This window comes from Alistipes communis (genome assembly GCF_006542665.1).
Taxonomy (GTDB): Bacteria; Bacteroidota; Bacteroidia; order Bacteroidales; family Rikenellaceae; genus Alistipes; species Alistipes communis.
Map to the genome: position 1 here is coordinate 2,823,729 of NZ_AP019735.1, position 19,640 is coordinate 2,843,368.

Here is a 19,640-nt window from a genome sequence, read left to right on the forward strand (position 1 = left end):
TTTACAATAAATTAAATAGTATTACCTGTTATGTCACTCGAACAACAAATCTCGAAGGGTATCATGGAGGCCATGAAGGCCAAGGAGCCCGTGCGTCTGCAAACGCTGCGCAACATCAAGAAGTACATCATCGAGGCGAAAACCGCCGGTACGGAGATCGCCGAACTGCCCGACGCCGACGTGGTGAAGATCATCGCCAAGCTGGCCAAGCAGGGGAGCGACTCGGCCGAGATCTACCGCCAGCAGAACCGTGCCGATCTGGCCGAGGAGGAGCTGGCGCAGGTGGCCGTGATGCAGGAGTTCCTGCCCCGGCAGCTGTCGCCCGAGGAGTTGACCGAAGCCGTGCGTGCCGTCATCGCCGAAGTGGGCGCCACCTCGGTCAAGGAGATGGGAAAGGTCATGGGCGTTGCCTCGAAGCGGCTTGCCGGACAGGCCGACGGCAAGGACATTTCGGCCAAAGTCCGGGAGCTGTTGGGCTGAGATGACCTTCCCGCATCCGCATAGCCTCCGCACCGTTTCGATGCCGCTCGGTATGGTGGTCGGGGCGATGTTCTGCCGGCCGATCGCGGCGTTGGAAACGGCCAGCGGCGGAATGATTACCCCGTCGCTCATCTTCCTGATGCTCTTTTTCACCTTCTGCCGCGTCGACGTGCGCAGTATGCGGCTGCAACCGCTTCACCTCTGGCTGCTGACGGCGCAGATCGTTTTCAGCGTGGCCGTTTACGGGATTCTGCTGCCGTTCAGCCCGACAGTAGCGCAAGGCGGGATGATCTGCGTGCTGACACCCATCGCAATGGCCGCCGTCGTGATCGGCGGAATGCTGGGCGCCGACATCGTTTCGATGACCACGTTCAGCCTGCTCTGCAACATGACGATCGCCGTCGTCGCACCCTTCATCCTCTCGGTGGTCGGCAGCGGCGACTGCTCGCTGGCCGTCATACTGGCCAGGGTCGCGCCGCTGCTGATCCTGCCCTTCGCCGCCGCACAGGGCTGCCGCGCCTTAATACCGAAGGTAAGCGGCTGGGTGGCCGCCCACAGTCAGATTTCGTTCTACCTGTGGCTCGTGTCGCTGACGGTCATCATCGGCCGCACGACGACCTTCATTCTGGATCATCCCGAGGCCGACGGCGCCGTCGAGACCGCGTTGGCTGCCACGGCGCTCGTGATCTGCCTCGTGCAGTTCAGGTTCGGCCGCTGGCTGGGACGTCGCTACGGCGATGCGGTCGCCGGCGGACAGTCGCTCGGACAGAAGAATACGGTGCTGGCCGTCTGGATGGCGCAATCGTTTCTCGATCCGATCTCGTCGGTCGCTCCGACGGCCTATATCGTGTGGCAGAACTTCGTGAATAGTTATCAGATCTATAAAAAGGACAGAGAAGCGGTGAAAAATCAAATATAAATAGCTGTTATTTAGTATTTTATATTTATTATCGAATTTTCGGTTGTTTCGATACTTTTCCCGATAAAGCCCATAATTGCCCGATATTTGTTACTATTTTGTTACTCAAAGATGCCGTAGTAACAAAACAAATTCGCTATATTTGCCGTTGGAGCAATAAACGGGAATGGGTATGGCGAAGCAGAAACAGACGGTCAAATTGAAGGAGCCGGTGCGAATCCGGTTCAAGCAACTCTCCAACGGAAATCAATCTATCTATTTGGATTATTATACGGGCGACGTAATTCGTAAGGAGAACTATGTCGGCGGCAAACGGAAATACGAGTTTCTGAAACTATACCTTATCCCCGAACGGACGCGGGAGGACAAGGCGAAGAACGAAGCGACGCTTGCCCTTGCCAAAGCCATTCAGAGCAAACGGATCGTCGAGGTGCAGAACGACGCACACGGTTTCCAGAACACGAACAAGTCCAAAGCGAACCTGCTCGATTATCTGGAAAACATTCGCAAAAAATCCGTCGAGCGGGGAAGTACGAACTATGCTCGTACCGTGTTGAATACGATTCGTGAGTTGAAGCTGTTCCGCGGCGACTACATCGCTTTTCGGGATGTCGATAAGGAGTTTCTCGCGGAGTTCACCGACTTTTTGCGGCAAGCCCCCAAAGCTAGCCGTTACGGATTGCGGAAAATCGGCGGTGGATTATTGAGCAATAATTCGGTCGTCGCCTACTACGGAACGCTCCGAACGGCTATCAATCGCGCTTACAAGGAGGGGATTATCACCGTCAATCCGACCAAAGAGTTCGATTTCGCAGGCAAGGTGCGGCAGGAGCCGAGCCGCCGCGAGTATCTGACGATCGACGAGTTGAAGACGTTGATAAATACCGAGTGTCGGCACGAAATCGTCAAGCGGGCTTTTCTTTTCAGCTGCTTGTGTGGCCTGCGCGTCAGCGATATTCGCAAGTTGAAGTGGTGTGACTTGCAACGGAGCGGAGGGCGTGTTCGCATCGAAATCACGATGCAAAAGACCAAAGAACCGCTTTACCTGCCGATTTCGGACGAGGCGTTGAAGTGGCTGCCGGAGCGCGGCGAAGCAAGCGATAGCGATTTTATCTTTCCGCTGACGCACGAGGGGACGGTGAACGATACGCTGCAACATTGGGCGAAAGTCGCCGGAATAACCAAACACATCTCGTTTCACGTCGCCCGACATACCCATGCCACGATGATGCTGACTTTGGGTGCCGATTTATATACCGTCAGCAAGTTGCTCGGACACAAGAATATCGCCACGACGCAGATTTACGCCAAAATCGTGGACAAAAAGAAAGAGGAGGCTATCGGGTTGATTCCGAATCTGACAGAGTGATGTAAAGGAACGTGCGGACAACGATTCGCACGTTTTTCTTTTTCAACCGTTTTTCGTATCTTCGTATGAAACAAGACGGATTATGGAAGGCATAGAGTTGAAACCACAGTTCGACGAGCTGCAAAAGATATTCGATCGTTGCATCAAACACGCTTGCCGGGTATTGGAGGAGCGTATTGCGACGAAAACCGCACGACTTGCCCCTGAGCAGCGGCAAGAGCAGGAAAGGCTGGAGTATAACCGGATTGCCGACGAGTTGGCCGAGTTGTATTTGCACCACTCCGGACTGTCCGATCTCCGGTTCTGTTACTCCGAACCGGCGTTCCTTTGGGAGGGCGGATTCTTCGAGGCGCTGAATGCCGGTGAAAAGAAAAAGTACCTCGCATTCTCCGCACCCTCGTTCGACTACTCCCGATACGAGCAGGACAACACGGCCTACGATGCCGAACTGCCTTATTTTTCTGCTGTCGTAAACGTCGTCGTACGAGAACGTTATGCAGCTTACTTGCGGCAAATGGAAATATCCTTGCCTGAATCTGCGCCGAAGTCAGCTATTGCCGCGTCGCCCATTGCAGAAACGGAGAATCCGTTCGATTCGATACTTACCGACGAGCAGATCGCCTACCTCACTACGGCTGTCAATGATGTCAAAATGTTCAACGTATCGCTGTCGGCGGACGAGTTGAAAGCTATTTTCGCCTGCAAACCCGAAGCGATCGTGCGGTCAAACAACAATCGCCTCGTTGCTTTCTTTTTCTCCGGATTGAGCAGCCGCGGGTTGATAACGCCGAACTGGCAATCCGTCATTGCCAATCACAAACTCTTTCTCTCGAAAGATACGACCCGCGATAAATACATCAATCAAAGCGACTTATCCACGGCGACCAACTACATCCGCGACGTCGGTGTCGAGGGAAAATACGCAACCCTTGAAAGGTACCTTATGCAAGTGAAAAGACTTTGAGAATGGGTTGAGACCTCAAAGATAGGTCAATCTGCTATCAAGCTTATCGTCAATACATTTGCCCCCGTAACGGTTACAAGACACGGAGGGCATGCACTCCATTTTGTTTTATTTTAAATCTATCTAAATTATGGAGAAAAGTATTGAGATGCGGGTTGCAGAACTCGAAAAGCAGGTGTTCCACACCAAAAACGTGCTGAGCTTCGAGGAGGCCAGCCGTTTTCTGAACCTCTCGAAAAGCTACCTCTACAAACTGACGTCGGGCAATCTGATTCCGCACTACAAGCCGCAGGGCAAGATGCTCTATTTCGAGCGTGCGGAACTGGAAGCGTGGTTGCGTCGCAATCCCGTCAAGACGCAGGCGCAGATCGAAGCCGAGGCACAACAATATGTTCTCGGACATTCTTCGAAGAAGAAGTAGCGATGAGCGCGCAACGAAATTCCGATTCGGTTCCGGCGGCTTCGTCCTCTTCATGGCAATCTGCCCGTCTGTTGGTAACTGACGAGTTCGCGGCTCCTCCCGTAATTTTGCGGGTCGGTGATTCGGTCATCGGGACTTTGGGGAATTTCAGCGCTTCTACGGGCAAGGCAAAGAGCAAGAAGACGTTCAATGTCTGCGCGATCGTGGCGGCAGCCATGACGGGCGGCACGGTGTTGAACTATTCGGCCTCTTTGCCGCCCCGGAAGCGGCGCATCCTCTACGTCGATACGGAGCAGAGCCGCTTCCATTGCAAGCGGGTATTATGCCGGATTCTGCGGCTGGCGGGATTGCCGACCGATGCACATCCGCCATTGTTGGAGTTCTTGTGCCTGCGCGGCTATGCCACCAAAGAGCGGCTTCGGAAGATCGAGGAGGCTATTTATGACCTCGACAACCTCGGACTGGTCGTTATCGACGGCATCCGCGATTTGGCGCACGACATCAACAGTCCGGGCGAGGCGACCGACCTCATCACGAAACTGATGCAGTGGACGGACGAGCGGCGCATCCACATCCATACGGTGTTGCATCTGAACAAGGGCGACGACAATACGCGCGGACATCTGGGCACGGAGTTGAACAACAAGGCCGAAACCGTCCTGCAAATCACCAAAGACGACTTCGAACGCGATATAAGCTCCGTCGCGGCGATGCACATCCGCGATCGGGATTTCGAGCCGTTCGCGTTTCGCATCAACGCTGACGGCTTGCCCGAATTGGTCGAGGATTACCAGCTCCGGCAAACGACCGCCGCCAAGAGTTTCGACTATGCAGAGGTCAGCGCGGACAAGCACCGCGAAGCGCTGGAGCTGTTGTTTTCCGAAGCCGACCGTGTTTCCTATTCATCACTTATCGGACGGTTGCAGAGCAGCTATGCCTCGATCGGTCATTCGTTCGGCATCAACAAGGCCAAGCAGCTCAAAGTCTTTTTGGAGAATAAGCGGATGATCGTCAAGGAGGATAGGTTCTACTGCTACAATCCCGATTTCCACTATTGACCCTTGCGGGCGGTTTAGTCCGGAACTGGGGTATATATTATTAAATCATTCTAAACCGGTACGGCGGGTTAAACCCCGAACGTACCGATAAACCGATTGAAAGAAAAACAGTTTATGGACGCAAAAACAGTCAATAAGTTTCCGATACGGGATTATCTCGCCGCACAGGGCATCCGTCCAGCCAAAGACAATCCGCGATACGGTTTTTATCTTTCACCGTTGCGTGAAGAACGAACACCAAGTTTTAAGGTGGACTATGGGCAGAATTTGTGGTATGACTTCGGGTTGGGCGAGGGCGGCACGCTGATCGACCTCGTGATGCGCATGGAGCGGTGCGAGGCCGGGGAGGCCATGCGGCAGCTGGAACGACATATTGACAGGATGCCCGTTTTCTCTTTCACCGGAAAGAATCCTGTTCCGCAACGTTCTCCCTCAATTATCGTCGAGAAGGTGCGACTGCTGGAAAATCCCGCCTTGCTTGACTACCTCATGGAGCGGGGCATTGACCTCGATACGGCGCGGGGACATTGTTCGGAGGTGCATTATCGCGTGGCGAACAAATCCTATTTCGCCGTCGGATTCCGCAACAATGCCGGAGGTTGGGAGTTGCGCAACCGCTATTTCAAGGGCTGCACATCGAAAGCCCCGACGACCCGACATGGCGATTATCCGACGTGCCTCGTCTTCGAGGGATTTATGGACTACCTCTCGTTCCTGACGCTCAAGCGCAACCCGACCCCGCCGTACAATGTCGCCGTGCTGAACTCGGTAACGAACCTCGCCAAAGCTGTTCCGTTCATCGCGTCGCACGAACAGGTTTATGCTTACCTCGACAACGACGAGGCAGGCCGCAAAGCGACGGCTGAGTTGAAAATTGTCTGCCGCAACCTCTCCGACCAATCCGTTCACTATCGGCCGCACAACGATCTGAACGACTATCTGCGAGGCCGTCGTCCCGTGAAAGAGCACCAGCGGTCGCGCGGTCGCAAGTTATAACGTCGCTCACCATTCGGCCGCTTCGCGCCCGCGACTTTTCCTCCACAGAAAAGCCATAGCCTATTAGGGCTTTTTCTGAACCGCAACACTTCATGTCGCTGAAAAAGCCCCAATAGGCCAAAGGGCGACCCTTTGGAAACCCTTTGCGACCGTTCCGGCCGCCGACCGCTATGCGGTCGAAATACAAACCACGCAAGTATCAATCACCTAAAACCTATCTACTATCATGGGATACGTCGTATTGCATTTGGATAAGTCGCCGGATAACGAAGTTCCGATGACCGCCCATATCGCACGTACCAAAATGCCGCCGAACGCCATACCGGAGTTGACTTATCTGAACGAAGAACTCGTCGAATATCCGAAAGGTGTCGCCGACCGAACGGAGGCAATCAACCATCGGCTCAACCATGCTGGATTAACCCGCAAAATCGGTACGAATCAAGTACGGGTAATCCGGGTTATGCTGACCGGCTCGCAAGAAGATATGAAACGCCTCGCCCAAGAGGGCCGTTTGAAAGCGTGGTGCGCCGATAACCTCACATGGCTGCGAAAAACTTTCGGTACCGAAAATGTCGTTTCGGCAGTCTTACACATGGACGAAGCGACACCGCATATCCACGCGGCGGTCGTTCCCATCGTTACAGGAGAACGCCGCAAAGTCCGCGAGAGAAAATCCACCGAATCGGGTAAACGGAAATATCACACGAAATCCAATACTCGGCCTCGACTGTGTGCGGATGACGTAATGTCGCGTGTCAAGCTAAAAGAGTATCAAGATACCTATGCCGCAGCAATGGCTAAATACGGTCTGCAACGGGGTATTGACGGCTCGAAAGCCCGACACGTTACGACTCAAGAGTTTTATCGCAATGCCATTGCCCAACAGCAGAACTTGCAAGACAACATCGGCGAACTGCTCCGCATCGAGGCGGAGAAACGCAAAGCCATCGAACATGTCACCAAGCAAAAACAGGCTGCACGCGAAGAATTGCATCGAACCACAATCGAACTGAAGGCAGTAAAAGGAGAGCTGAAAACTGAACGGCTGAAAAACTCCGCCGCCGAGGTCGGTACGACCATTTTGGACGGTATTGGTTCAATGATCGGCACGTCGAAAGTCAAACGGCAGGAGCAGGAGATCGGAATGCTGCGACAAGAGGTCGCCGCACGCGATGAAACAATCGAGATGCTGCAAACGAAAATTCAGACTATGCAGAACGACCACAGCAGAGAATTGACGGCAATGCAAGCACGGCATGCCACCGAAACAGCGAACCTAACGAAGCGACATGAAAAGGAGGTATCATTGCTGAAAACCGTTCTCTCGAAAGCAGTAAAATGGTTTCCCTATTTCCGCGAAATGATTCGCATGGAAAGCGTTTGTCGAACGATAGGCTTCGATGACAAACAAACTGCGACGCTTATCAAGGGCAAACCCCTCGAATACAGCGGCGAACTATACTCCAAAGAACACAACTGCAAATTTACAGTTGAACGAGTAACTGCTCAAATAAGTCCCGACCCGACCGACAAACGAAAACTGCAACTTAATATCGACAAAATACTGTTTAAGGAGTGGTGCAAAGAAAGATTTGAAAAACTATGTCAGTTTCTCCCCCGGGAACGACGACAATCCAAAGGTCTTAAACGATAAACTTAAGGGGCTGTCCAACAAGCCTCCGAATATGAAAATCACCCCGTCAGAGCGCATTCTGGCAGGGGTGAAATCGTTAAAATAAGACTTGTTAGACAGCCTCTTGATATTTATTTTTGTCTTTTGCCAATAGCCTTATCTATAACTTTTTTGAATTTTTCTAAACTGTAATCATCGTCGTCATCCAATATAAAACAGCCATTGACATATTCCATATTTTCATCTACGATAATCAAAACATCGCTGATCTGATGCATGCCAAGTCTATTCGCGCACCGAAATCTATGGTAAATATTCCATCCGCAGAATTGGTGTTCGCTCACCGCATTTGCATGGTCTCGAATCACGTTCATTTTAACCTTGACCTCCTCGTCCAATTCTTTGAGTTGATTAGCGTAATCGTCCATTTCTTCTTTGGCCTGCCGATATTTTTCTCTGGCATAGCTGCTCCATCCTCTCGAATCGCTCCAAATAGCGGCCGACGATTTTGCGGAATTGTATTGACGTTGCAGTCGTTCTTTTTGCTCATCCGCATTTAGCTCGATTAAATCATGGACGGCTCTAATCACAGCTAAATCCGTATAAATAGAAGTATATGCGCTGTCTATTTGTGTTTCAATGGGTTCGTAACTATCCGCATCGTAAAGACGTTTCATCATTTCCGACTTGGCAATCTCTGCTCCTCTTTGTTCTCTTGTCTGCACGCAACCGAACAAAAATGGAACAATACTTAAAATTAAGAAAATCTGTTTCATAGTGGCTTTTATATTTATGTTATAGATTTATCTGTAATGATAATGAATGCCCACTCGTTCTTTGCCATCTTTTTCGTAGGTATATACATCATCAATAATAACGGAACCACGACGATATAGATCGTATATCTCCGGAAAATTCGTTTTGACTAATTCAATTTGTTTCCCATAATCACGTATGTATGTTCTTGTCACACTACATGAAGTTAGCACTGCGAAAAACAAGAGTAAAAGGATCAATCTTTTCATAACTAAGTTATTTGCATCCTCCAGTTTCCACAAGGATATTTATAGTAACACGAAGCGTGGAACTGCAATGCCACGTCTTAACTTGAAGGTCGTAGGAAACCCATAGATGCAGATGTAGTGATAGCAGCCCACGCTAAAGCGTGAGAACCACTATGCCATCCTTGCATCTAATTGAAAATTTCCTACGTTTTCAAGTTACAAGATGAGCATAACGCTTCTTCTCAATATGTCTGGAACGAGCGAACTCTATCCAATTACAAATGTAGCTAATTATTCTTGAAATTTAGTAAAATATGCGAGTTTGTGTTGTGTTTTTATGGTTACTTGATTCAAAATCACTAATTTTGATAGCCGTTACTTTGGCTGGTAATGAAGTCTATATATAATAAATAGGGAAGATCGTACATTAAACTTTATGGTTATGGCGGCTATTGGTAAAATAATAGATAGTAATCCGGTGGTTGGAGGAAGAACAACAAACCAGATTTTGGATACGTGGAAAGACGGAATATTCTTAAAAAAAGAGGATATAACCAGAAATATCAAAGGCTTGAGGTCCCCTCAAATTGGAGCTGTTTATGCAGTTCTGTCACATTGGGAAATTTCGTCAGATCCAGCGACTGTCGTGATGCCTACCGGAACAGGTAAAACAGAAGTTATGCTATCGTTGTTGATAGCAGCGACTTGTAGCAAGACAATGATTATTGTTCCGACAGATGCGTTAAGAACACAAATATCTAATAAAGTAGCATCATTGGGATTACTGAGCAACCCTCAATTCGGTTTAATCAAAGAAACCGTCTTGAAACCGATTGTTGGAGTAATGTCACATCGTCCATGTTCTGCAGAAGAAGCCATTGCTTTTATGGAGCAGTGCAATGTTGTGGTTACGACAATTAGCATTATTGGTAGTTTGTCTAAACCTGTACAAGTGGCAATCGCAAACCAATGTTCTCATTTGTTTGTGGATGAAGCACATCACACCCCAGCAAGATCATGGTCGGTTGTAAAAGATTCTTTTAAAAACACCAAGGTTCTCCAGTTTACTGCAACGCCATTTCGAAATGACGACAAACCTATAGGAGGTAAAATAATATTCAATTATCCTTTACGAAAAGCGCAAGATGAAGGATATTTCAAGCCAATAAATTATATTCCGATTATTGAGTGGAATTCCAAACAATCCGATCAAATAATAGCAAACAAAGCTATCGAACAATTAAGATTGGATATCGAAAATGGATATGACCATGTCCTCATGGCAAGAGTGAATAGTATTGCAAGAGCCGAGATTATTCAAAAAATCTATGCTGATTCGTTCCCGGAATACAATCCATTGTCTATACACTCAAAATTATCTACAAGGTCAATATCGGAGATAAAGGCAAAAATAATTGCCGGTGAATGTAAGATCATTGTATGCGTTGATATGTTTGGGGAAGGCTTCGATATGCCTAAACTGAAAATTGCAGCTTTTCATGATATCAAAAAAAGCTTGCCTACAACTTTGCAATTAATAGGACGTTTTACAAGAACAAGTATGGATGATTCTTTAGGGTGCGCTTCAATAATTGTGAATATAGCAGATATTGATGCACAAAAAGAAATCGAGCACCTATATGCATCCGATGCTGATTGGAATCGGTTATTACCTTATTTAAGCGAAGGAAGAATTGATAATCAAATTTCATTGCGAGAATTTATACAAGGATTTGAGAAGTTTCCGGAAGAATTACCAATCCAAAACCTTTTACCCGCTTTGAGTGCTGTCATCTATAAGATTAATGAACAAGAATGGCATCCTGAAAGATATGCCGAAGGGCTAACAGCTATAGAGCAATATGAAAAAATTTATTACGACACCAATCAGCAGGGAAACACAATTGTAATAGTTGCAGGTAAAAAAGATAAGGTTGCTTTCGGAAAGATTGAAGATTTATTCGAAATGCACTGGACTCTCTATATCATATATCGTAATGTCCGACAAAAGTTATTATTTATTAATTGTTCGGATAATGGTTCTCTTTTCGAAGATTTAGCCAAAGCGGTTACAGACAAAACGGCAAATATAGTAGATGCAACGAGTATATTTAGATGTCTGGGGCATATTAATCGCATAAAAGTAACCAATGTAGGCTTAAAAGACGCATTAAATACACTCCGAAGTTTTACAATGTATGCAGGTTCAGATATTGAAAAGGCATTAACTGAAGCTCAACAGAAAAATAAAATTAAGTCGAATATCTTTGTTACTGGCTATGAAAATGGCGAGGAAACATCGGTTGGATGTTCATATAGAGGACGAGTGTGGTCTCGAAGAATAAACAATATAAATGAATTTACGAAATGGTGTGATTCAATCGGTGCGAAAATTTTAGATTCATCTATCAACGATGAAATGGTTATGCAACATGCAACGAAATATGTCTCTGTCGATGCCATACCGAACAAACGTGCAATTTCTATTGAATGGCCAGAAAATATAATCGGTGAATTTGAAAAAAATATCTATATAGGAACAAATGAAAAAAACATGAAACCTTTGATTTGTATAGATATTTTACTTTCAGAAAATCAAGCAAATGGAGCTTTAAATTTTATCGTTAGAAGCGATGCCTTTGATTCCCATTATACCTATAAAGTTATAGATGGAAATGTATCAATAGATAATGTTTCAACACCTCTTTGCATTAACATAGGGCGTAGTACCTTATCATTATCTGAATTCCTGTGTAAAGACCGCTATTTCCCTACTGTCCGGTTTGTTGATGGAACTACTTTACAAGGCCAATATATGGCCGAATATAGAAATGAGGATGTATTATTCGATCGAGAAAAAATTCAAGTTTGGGATTGGGCAGGTGTAAATATTAAAAACGAATCACAAGGTAATGAGAAAGATAGTACGAGTATTCAATATCATGTGATACAGAAACTTAAAGAACAAAATTTCGACATAATATTCGATGATGACAATGCAGGGGAAATCGCGGATGTTATCGCGATCGAAGTTGATGACGTTAATAAAAAAGTCAAAGTGGAATTGTTCCATTTGAAATTTTCTCAAGAGGACCGTCCCGGGGCTCGAATCAATGATTTATATGCTGTTAATGGACAAGCGCAAAAGTGTGTAAGCTGGCTTCATACCAGACCAGAACATATTATTGGTCGAATGTTAAGACGTGGGGCTTCAGGGCCTAAAAATAGATACGAATTAGGAACAGAAGAGCAACTTTCAATAATTAGGGAAAAAGTAAAAAGTTTGTATGAGATTGAATATATAGTTCATATAGTTCAGCCCGGATTATCGAAAGCTGCAGCCTCAAGAGAACAATTAAAATTACTTAGTCTAACTGAAGCGTTTTTATGGGAAACAAGAATGATTAAGTTGGGGGTTATCGCAAGTGCATAGAATTTCCGAGTATTGAAATTATTTTGTCGGTTTATATGAGTGATGTTAATGATTTTAAGCAAGAGATAGAGTGTATTTATAAAGATGAAAAATACTCTGTCCGAGATAATGGAGCTGTTTTTCGGTATCCTCGTGATGGTAAACGGCCTCGTAAATATGATAATTTCTGGACTTTCGGTAAGCCCAATGATAAACATGGATACATGGAGATTGCCTCTGTTCGAGTCCATATTATTGTGGCTACGGCCTTTCATGGCCCGAAACCAACGAAAGAACATGTTGTCGATCATATAGATACGAATCGCCGCAACAATCGTCCGGACAATCTTCGATGGGTCACACGATTGGAGAACGCACTCGATAACCCAATTACCCGCAAACGTATCATTATGCGTTGTGGTAGTATCGAAGCGTTTTTGGCCAATCCGTCTTTATTGCAAGAAAGCGATGTTACTCCCGATTTCAGTTGGATGAGAACTGTAACGGGTGCCGAAGCCCAAGTCAGTAAAGAGCGATTATTGGCATGGGCTGAAAGCGACAAACAAACATCTGGAGGAGCTTTGGGCGAATGGGTATATGGTCGGCAATCAATTTCGCAAAATGACGGTCAGTCATCGAATGTAGACGAAATTGACAAGTTGCAATCCGATTCCTTAAACGGGTGGGGCCAAATTCCGCCTCAAGCATATGAACGTCCCGTTGAGCCGGAACAAAGAAAACCCAATGTTATGCCCTCGTTAACACCCGGAGCGGCCCAAGAAATCTATTTTTATAATGATAAGCCCAATGAATACCCATGTACTCCGCAGGAATATAGTGGTGATCCTTTAACTGCTTATGCCGCTAATTTGACCAAAAATGCAGTCTATTGGCGGAACAACAATGGTGATCGGGAATATGTGGTTGCTAAGTATGGATTTTCGAAGGATCGAAACTCCTTATACGTAATGACTAAATCCGCATACGTGTGGCGAAATCAGGACGACGGAGATTCTATGCCTGTTCCCGTAGCAAGCCTTAATAAAGACGAATTCAGAGAGGATGAACTGAACTATCAACTCGGAGAAGTTATTTACGATGATAATTTATTCGTACATAAAAGGGTAGAAACCGGTTTTATGCCCAAAGAGTATTTGGAAGAACTATTCGATGAGTGTACCGGAAAAAAGAAATAAGTATTAACAGGATTAAAATACTTTTGACAGCTTAATTTTATCCATAATTTTGTTGCTATTTTGTTACCCAAAGCGTTTATATAAGTCCACAACACTTTGATATTAAGATATATAATAATAAATAGCAATAATATCTGGCAGAACTTCGTGAACTCCTACCAAATCTACAAAAAGGATAGAGAAACGACGAAAAATAAAATATAAATCATTAAAATATGACATCTATATACCTTAATGCATCAACCAAAACATAGAATATCCTGATGCGAATATGGAATTTTTCTTTGAAAATTCAAATTCAAGTCAAAACACATGTCATTAAATGTCAGCCATAATGGTTGACTTTTTTCATTTTCTTTGAAAATTTTTCCGAAAATGGTGCAAAATCGGGGGGGGTAGGATAATTAATAATTCGTTTTTCCCGAATGATGAAGTCACTGATAGATTTACCGAGAAACTTGCAATCCAAAGAGGACTGTAGGCTTTTCTTGGAACATATCAGGTGGCATGGAGTTCCGATTTTCCGCATTGCGGCAGCAAGTCGGAAGAACATTATGAATTGACGAATGGTGGAGTATTCCGAGGATTATACAAATGCAAGGATTACCGGGAACGGTTTACCGTAACGGTATAAACCTTGTTCGAGGGTTCACATATCCCGATGCAGAAATGGTTTGTCGCAATAAACAACGGCAATAGATGGTAAAATATATACACCCGCGGTAATAGTTAAAAATGCAACTATTATAACAGCAGTTCTAAATGGAATCGTTGCCATACGATTATTATTGGGCAGATAATATTATTCCGTAAGGGTAGTGCTTTTTCCGGGACAATCGGTGCCTTTTCTACGGAAAAAGCCGTTGTCCGGTTTCCTGTTTTTCGAAGACGGATCTTGCAAATTTGAAATTAATATTATCTTTGCAGAAGATGGTCTGCCGTTCGGATGTGCAATGCCAATGCTTGCTGCCGTTTCTGGCCGATACCGTCTTTGCTGAAACTATGACCGAAGATTTCACGCAGGAACCCGAGGACAGGGAGCTGTTCCGGCAGATCAAACAGGGGAGCGAGGAGGCTTTCCGGGAGGTCTACGGGAAGTACCACCGGATTCTCTATGCCGTGGCCCTGAAAATGTTGAAGGATCGCTCCGCGGCTGAGAATGCCGTGCAGTACGTCTTCGTGAAACTCTGGGTCGGGCGGCAAGACATGACCGTCATGTTGAGCCTGCGGAACTACCTCTACACGATGACCCGCAACTACATCCTCAATTACCTGCGCAGCCGCAATACCGAGCTGGTGCACAGTTACCGCCTGGCACAGCTCGTCCCCGAGGCTTCGGACCCGCTCGACGCTCAGATCGAGCGCGAGGATCTGTCGCAGGTACTCGACACGGTGATTGCAAGGCTTCCGCCCCAGAAGCGGCAGGTCATGCATCTGCGCAAGGCAGGCTATTCGAACCCCGAGATCGCCGAGATGCTCAATCTCTCGGTCAATACCGTCCGTTCGCACTACCAGGAGGGTGTCAAACTCCTGAAAAGCCGTTTCGGCCATATCGTTCTGCTTATCTTCATCCTGCAAACCTTATTTCTATGAACAGACCTTCGGAAGAACTTTTGCATAAGACGCTCGAAAACCGCGCCACCGCCGCCGAGGCCGCTTCGGTCGCCGAGTGGCTCGCCACCGATTCGGGGCAGGCGTGGGCCAGTCGTTACATCGGCCGCGATTTCGACCACCGAGAGGCCTGTGGCGACTGCGAACAGGCGGAGGTCGATTCGGAACGCATTTTTACACGGATCAAATCCACACTCACACGCGGACGCCGACGCCGCATTCTTTTCCGCGTTGCTGCTGTCGTGATCCCCGTCGTGTTGGTCTTGGGTGTCGCCCTGCGCCTCGACCGTCAGGTAGGGGGCATCTTTTCGGCCGCGGAGTACGACGAATTCGTCGTCGACAGAGGCCGGCGCACGCAATGCTTGTTTCAGGACGGCTCGATTGCCTATCTCAATTCCGAGTCGAAAATTATCTATCCCGTGAAGTTCGGGCTTTTCGAACGCCGCATCCGGCTCGAAGGCGAAGCTTATTTCAAGGTGGAGCACAACACCCGGCGGCCGTTTGTCGTGGAGTTCGAGGGCGGTGAGATCAGGGTGCTCGGTACTTCGTTCAACGTCAAGGCCTATCGCGGTGACGACATAGTTGCCGTGACGCTCGATGAGGGGCGCGTGGTGCTCGACGGCCGCAGCGGCAGCTTCGAGCTGACCCCTTCTGAACAGCTGCTCTACGATCGCCGCTCGGGAGAGGGACGCATTGTTCGAGTCGGCGACGCCATGCGTTACTCGATCTGGAAGGACGACGTGATCCTGTTCCGCGACACGCCGTTGGGGGAGGTGCTCGAAACCTTGTCGCGGTGGTACGACGTGCATTTCGAAATGACGCAGTTGCCTCCGCAACCCATATCCTATACTTTTACCACCGACAATACGCTATTGGATAACGTGTTGCATGAGATGGAACTGATCTCTCCGGTGCGTTTCGAACGTTCCCGATCCGAAATCAGGGTGAGTTTCAGATAAAAATATAGAGTTCCGGCTCATCGTTTTTTCCCGTTTGCGTGTCTATTGTATGAAAAGCGCGCAAACGGGCTTTTTAGTAAACTACTACCTAAACTAATCTGTATGAAACGAATCAGACTATTATTTCTGATGCTGCTTTGTGCTGCCGGAACTGTCTCGACGGTTCGGGCGCAGAAAGTGACGTTGAACTTCCGGGATGCCAAACTCGAACAGGTGTTCGGGCGGATCACCGAGCAGACGGGCTACACGTTCTATTATGCGCGTCCGACGGTCAATCCCGACAAGATCGTGAGCATCGCCGTCAAGGATGTCGACGTGCGTGCGGCGCTGAAGCAACTGCTGGCGGCCGACAAGGTCGAGATAGAGATCCGTGACGGTAAGATCTATCTTTCCCCCCCCCTTTTCTTGCAGGCTGCTGCCAGGGAGCAATCCGTTGAAGGCGTTGTCCGCGACGCTGCGGGACAGCCTGTGGTCGGCGCTGCGGTGATCGTCAAGGGTACGACAAGGGGTGTGAGTTCGGGAGCCGACGGCTCGTTTGCCTTCGACGATCTGGCGGGCGATGCCGTGTTGCAGGTTTCAGCGCTGGGATATGCGGCCTCTGAGGTGCCGGTCGGCAACCGCTCGTTCGTCGCGGTCGAACTGAAAGAGGACACCAAGCTCGTCGACAAGGTGGTGGTCGTGGGCTACGGCACGCAGAAGAGGGCTAACTTGACAGGCGCTGTCGACCAGGTTTCTTCAGACCTTCTGGAAAACCGTCCAGTGGCTAATGTCACCCAGATGTTGCAGGGTGCCGTTCCCAACCTCAATATCTCGCTGGCCGACGGCAAACCCAACCGTTCGGCGTCGTACAACATCCGCGGCAAGACGTCGATCGGTGCGGGCGGATCGGCTCTGGTGCTGATCGACGGTGTTGAGGGCGACCCCGCGATGCTCAACCCTAACGACATCGAGTCGGTTTCGGTGCTCAAAGACGCTGCCTCGGCTGCCATCTACGGTTCGCGCGCACCCTACGGCGTAGTGCTCATCACCACCAAGGATCCGGGAAAGCTTCCTGACAAGTTCACGATCAACTACACGGGCAACGTTTCCATCCAGCAGCCGACGGCCATTCCCGACGTCGTGGACGACGGGTACGTCTATGCGCGCCTTTTCTACGACGCATGGTATAACTACCGTTTCAACGAACCGACGGGCTTCAATAACTCGCAGGACTTTTCGCGTGCGTGGCTCGACACCTTCCGCCAGCGCAAACTCGCGGGTAACAAGCTCGAAACGACCGTCGATCCCGACGGTAAGTACGTTTACTACGGCAATACGGACTACTACGACGCGCTCTACAAGGATACGGTGATCGCACAGACGCACAACGTTTCGATCAGCGGTTCGAACGGCAAGATCAGCCACTATCTTTCGGGGCGTCTGTACGATTACAACGGTCTATTCAACTTCACACCCGACACTTACCGCACGATGAACCTCCGTTCGAAGGTTTCCTCACAGGTGTTCAAATGGTTGAAAATAAGCAATAACTTCGACTATACGCACGACCGCTATCGTCAGCCGATGGGCTATTCGAAGGAGGGCGGCGGCGTGCTGTGGCGTTCGGTCAACGATCAGGGGCATCCCTCGTCGCCGATCTTCAATCCCGACGGTACGCTGACCAAGTCGGGCGCCTATGCCATCGGCGGACTGGTGACGGGCGACAACTGGCTCGACCGTACGACCAAGACGCTCAAAAACACCACCACACTCAACGTCACGATGCTGGAAAACCGCCTGCACCTGACGGGCGACTTCTCGTTCCGCACCAAGGACTACACCGAAACCAAGAAGACCACTGCCATTCCTTACAGTGCCTACGAGGGCGAAACCGTCTATCTCGGCACGCCTGAGACCGACGACGTGATGAAGGAGTCGTTGCAGCTGACGACCTATATGGCCACCAACGCCTACGCCGAATTCGAGGACACCTTCGCCGAGAAGCACTATTTCAAGGCGTTGGCCGGTTACAACTACGAGCAGCAGGACTACAAGTCGACCTACTCTGAGCGCAACGGTCTGCTGATGCCCGACGCCGGCAACATCAACTTCGCGCTGGGCGACGTCATGTCGATCACCGGCGGCGGTAGCCGCTGGCGTTATGTGGGAGCCTTCTTCCGTTTCAACTACGCCTACGACGACCGCTATCTGCTCGAAGTCAACGGCCGCTACGACGGTTCCTCGAAATTCCCCAATAACTCGCAGTGGGGTTTCTTCCCTTCGGCTTCGGCCGCCTGGCGCGTTTCGCAGGAGAAGTTTTGGAATGTCAGCCCTATGGCTGTTTCGAACCTCAAAGTGCGCGCTTCGTACGGTGCGCTGGGCAACAGCAACGTCGATCCCTACACCTATCTCGAAACGTTCGGTCTGTCGACCTTCGGTACCGGTTCGGGCGATGCGGCCCGCTACCTCTTCGGGCAGGCCAAGTTGCGCTACACGAGCCTCCCGGGGCAGATCCCCGACAACATCGGCTGGGAAACCTCCAAAACCTTCGACGTAGGACTGGACGCCGGTTTCCTGAACGGCCGGCTGAACCTCACGGCCGACTACTACGTCCGCAAAACGGTCGACATGTACACCGTCGGGCCGACGCTTCCCGATACCTTCGGAGCAACGGCTCCCAAGGGCAACTACGCCGATATGAGCACCTACGGCTATGAGATCTCGTTGAGCTACAACGACTCGTTCAGGCTGGCGGGCAAACCTTTCAATTTCGGGATCAAGACGACGTTGGCCGACTATTATTCCGTGATCGACCGCTATAACAACGCCTCGCGCAAACTTTCCGATTACTACGAGGGGCAACGCCTGGGCGAGATCTGGGGTTTCGTCTGCAACGGGCTGTTTCAGAACCAGGCCGAGATCGACGCGGCGTTCGGGGGCAAGGGCTACAAGAACGACATCATGCAGACCTCCGAGAAGTACATCACCTATCCGGGTGACATGCGCTTCGAGGATCTGAACGGTAACGACGCCATCGACCGTGGCAGCAGCACGGTCGACGATCCGGGCGATAGGAAGATTATCGGCAATTCCGAGCCGCGTTACATCTATACCATTTCGCTCAATGCCGACTGGAACGGCTTTTTCCTCTCGGCGCTGTTCGACGGCGTGGGCCGGCAACAGTGGTTCCCCAGCGACGAGAGCCTTTTCTGGGGCATGTACAACCGTCCCTACAACCAGGTTCCGACGTGGCATCTGCAAAACTATTGGACCGAGGAGCGCCCGAATGCCTATCTGCCGCGCTACGTGGGCTACTACGGTCCGATGAACGCCGGTACGGCCAACATCAATACGCGCTATTTGCAGGACGTGTCGTACATCCGGTTGAAGAACCTGCAATTTGGTTACGACCTCCCCAAACGGTGGATCTCGAAGATCGGCCTTTCGAAGGTTTCGGTCTACTTCTCGGGAGAGAACCTCTGGAGCTGGTCGCCGCTCTACCGCCACACGAAGGACTTCGATGTGACGGTGGCCAACAAGAAGTCCGACTCGGATATATCCGACAGCAAGGGCGACGGACATAATTATCCCGTGATGCGGAGTTTCAGCTTCGGCATCTCGATCACCTATTAAACT

At 49.1% G+C, this 19,640-nt stretch carries 15 protein-coding genes and 1 pseudogene; 14 read left to right on the forward strand and 2 right to left on the reverse strand.

Features of this window, described 5'->3' with window-relative positions; genetic code table 11:
* The first annotated feature begins 30 nt into the window (after positions 1-30).
* The 8 genes from FMF02_RS11490 to mobV all read left to right on the forward strand — a co-directional run bounded on the left by FMF02_RS11490 (position 31) and on the right by mobV (position 7,864).
* Entirely contained in the window at positions 31-480 is a 450-nt protein-coding gene (locus FMF02_RS11490) for a GatB/YqeY domain-containing protein (protein ID WP_141413248.1), read from the forward strand.
* Position 481: 1 nt separating this feature from the next.
* A complete protein-coding gene (locus FMF02_RS11495) occupies positions 482-1,399 on the forward strand; it encodes a bile acid:sodium symporter family protein (protein WP_141413249.1) in 918 nt (305 codons plus the stop codon).
* Between the two features lie 172 nt (positions 1,400-1,571).
* Entirely contained in the window at positions 1,572-2,768 is a 1,197-nt protein-coding gene (locus FMF02_RS11500) for a site-specific integrase (protein WP_032134537.1), read from the forward strand.
* Between the two features lie 82 nt (positions 2,769-2,850).
* Positions 2,851-3,732: a hypothetical protein gene (locus tag FMF02_RS11505; protein ID WP_032134510.1), complete on the forward strand. Its 882-nt coding sequence runs from the start codon at positions 2,851-2,853 to the stop codon at positions 3,730-3,732.
* Positions 3,733-3,862: 130 nt separating this feature from the next.
* Positions 3,863-4,153 (forward strand): helix-turn-helix domain-containing protein, encoded by a 291-nt coding sequence (locus FMF02_RS11510; RefSeq protein ID WP_032134511.1) that lies wholly within the window; start codon positions 3,863-3,865, stop codon positions 4,151-4,153.
* A 2-nt stretch (positions 4,154-4,155) separates the two neighbouring features.
* On the forward strand, positions 4,156-5,211 hold the full coding sequence (locus tag FMF02_RS11515) for an AAA family ATPase (protein WP_032134512.1): 1,056 nt from the start codon (positions 4,156-4,158) through the stop codon (positions 5,209-5,211).
* Positions 5,212-5,430: 219 nt separating this feature from the next.
* Positions 5,431-6,207: a DUF8464 domain-containing protein gene (locus FMF02_RS11520; protein ID WP_032134513.1), complete on the forward strand. Its 777-nt coding sequence runs from the start codon at positions 5,431-5,433 to the stop codon at positions 6,205-6,207.
* Between the two features lie 226 nt (positions 6,208-6,433).
* Positions 6,434-7,864 carry a MobV family relaxase gene (gene mobV / locus FMF02_RS11525; RefSeq protein WP_032134514.1) on the forward strand — a complete coding sequence of 477 codons (1,431 nt, stop codon included), beginning with the start codon at positions 6,434-6,436 and terminating at the stop codon, positions 7,862-7,864.
* A gap of 110 nt (positions 7,865-7,974) precedes the next feature.
* Here the strand turns inward: mobV and FMF02_RS11530 are convergent, their stop codons facing one another.
* Both FMF02_RS11530 and FMF02_RS11535 read right to left on the reverse strand, forming a co-directional pair.
* A complete protein-coding gene (locus FMF02_RS11530) occupies positions 7,975-8,619 on the reverse strand; it encodes a hypothetical protein (protein WP_032134515.1) in 645 nt (214 codons plus the stop codon).
* A gap of 27 nt (positions 8,620-8,646) precedes the next feature.
* On the reverse strand, positions 8,647-8,868 hold the full coding sequence (locus FMF02_RS11535; protein WP_141413250.1) for a membrane lipoprotein lipid attachment site-containing protein: 222 nt from the start codon (positions 8,866-8,868) through the stop codon (positions 8,647-8,649).
* Between the two features lie 421 nt (positions 8,869-9,289).
* Between FMF02_RS11535 and FMF02_RS11540 the strand changes: the two genes are divergently transcribed.
* The 6 genes and pseudogenes from FMF02_RS11540 to FMF02_RS11560 all read left to right on the forward strand — a co-directional run bounded on the left by FMF02_RS11540 (position 9,290) and on the right by FMF02_RS11560 (position 19,637).
* Positions 9,290-12,280, forward strand: a complete 2,991-nt coding sequence (locus FMF02_RS11540) for a DEAD/DEAH box helicase (RefSeq protein ID WP_162502305.1) — start codon at positions 9,290-9,292, stop codon at positions 12,278-12,280.
* Positions 12,281-12,315: 35 nt separating this feature from the next.
* Positions 12,316-13,455 (forward strand): HNH endonuclease signature motif containing protein, encoded by a 1,140-nt coding sequence (locus tag FMF02_RS11545; protein ID WP_046517963.1) that lies wholly within the window; start codon positions 12,316-12,318, stop codon positions 13,453-13,455.
* Positions 13,456-13,880: 425 nt separating this feature from the next.
* A pseudogene (locus tag FMF02_RS14085) lies at positions 13,881-14,086 on the forward strand (transposase family protein); the annotation flags it as partial.
* A gap of 371 nt (positions 14,087-14,457) precedes the next feature.
* Positions 14,458-15,048 (forward strand): RNA polymerase sigma factor, encoded by a 591-nt coding sequence (locus tag FMF02_RS11550; RefSeq protein ID WP_019129639.1) that lies wholly within the window; start codon positions 14,458-14,460, stop codon positions 15,046-15,048.
* Complete coding sequence (locus FMF02_RS11555; protein WP_141413252.1) at positions 15,045-16,025, forward strand: FecR family protein; 981 nt, start codon at positions 15,045-15,047, stop codon at positions 16,023-16,025. Before FMF02_RS11550 ends, FMF02_RS11555 begins: the two co-directional genes overlap by 4 nt.
* A gap of 102 nt (positions 16,026-16,127) precedes the next feature.
* Entirely contained in the window at positions 16,128-19,637 is a 3,510-nt protein-coding gene (locus FMF02_RS11560; protein ID WP_141413253.1) for a TonB-dependent receptor, read from the forward strand.
* Positions 19,638-19,640 lie beyond the last annotated feature (3 nt).

Excerpts from the sequence above, each read along its gene's own strand:
- FMF02_RS11490 (WP_141413248.1), top strand. The coding sequence starts at position 31 with ATGTCACTCGAACAACAAATCTCGAAGGGTATCATGGAGGCCATGAAG.
- FMF02_RS11495 (WP_141413249.1), top strand. The coding sequence starts at position 482 with ATGACCTTCCCGCATCCGCATAGCCTCCGCACCGTTTCGATGCCGCTC.
- FMF02_RS11500 (WP_032134537.1), top strand. The coding sequence starts at position 1,572 with ATGGCGAAGCAGAAACAGACGGTCAAATTGAAGGAGCCGGTGCGAATC.
- FMF02_RS11505 (WP_032134510.1), top strand. The coding sequence starts at position 2,851 with ATGGAAGGCATAGAGTTGAAACCACAGTTCGACGAGCTGCAAAAGATA.
- FMF02_RS11510 (WP_032134511.1), top strand. The coding sequence starts at position 3,863 with ATGGAGAAAAGTATTGAGATGCGGGTTGCAGAACTCGAAAAGCAGGTG.
- FMF02_RS11515 (WP_032134512.1), top strand. The coding sequence starts at position 4,156 with ATGAGCGCGCAACGAAATTCCGATTCGGTTCCGGCGGCTTCGTCCTCT.
- mobV (WP_032134514.1), top strand. The coding sequence starts at position 6,434 with ATGGGATACGTCGTATTGCATTTGGATAAGTCGCCGGATAACGAAGTT.
- FMF02_RS11530 (WP_032134515.1), bottom strand. The coding sequence starts at position 8,619 with ATGAAACAGATTTTCTTAATTTTAAGTATTGTTCCATTTTTGTTCGGT.
- FMF02_RS11535 (WP_141413250.1), bottom strand. The coding sequence starts at position 8,868 with ATGAAAAGATTGATCCTTTTACTCTTGTTTTTCGCAGTGCTAACTTCA.
- FMF02_RS11540 (WP_162502305.1), top strand. The coding sequence starts at position 9,290 with ATGGCGGCTATTGGTAAAATAATAGATAGTAATCCGGTGGTTGGAGGA.
- FMF02_RS11545 (WP_046517963.1), top strand. The coding sequence starts at position 12,316 with ATGAGTGATGTTAATGATTTTAAGCAAGAGATAGAGTGTATTTATAAA.
- FMF02_RS11550 (WP_019129639.1), top strand. The coding sequence starts at position 14,458 with ATGACCGAAGATTTCACGCAGGAACCCGAGGACAGGGAGCTGTTCCGG.
- FMF02_RS11555 (WP_141413252.1), top strand. The coding sequence starts at position 15,045 with ATGAACAGACCTTCGGAAGAACTTTTGCATAAGACGCTCGAAAACCGC.
- FMF02_RS11560 (WP_141413253.1), top strand. The coding sequence starts at position 16,128 with ATGAAACGAATCAGACTATTATTTCTGATGCTGCTTTGTGCTGCCGGA.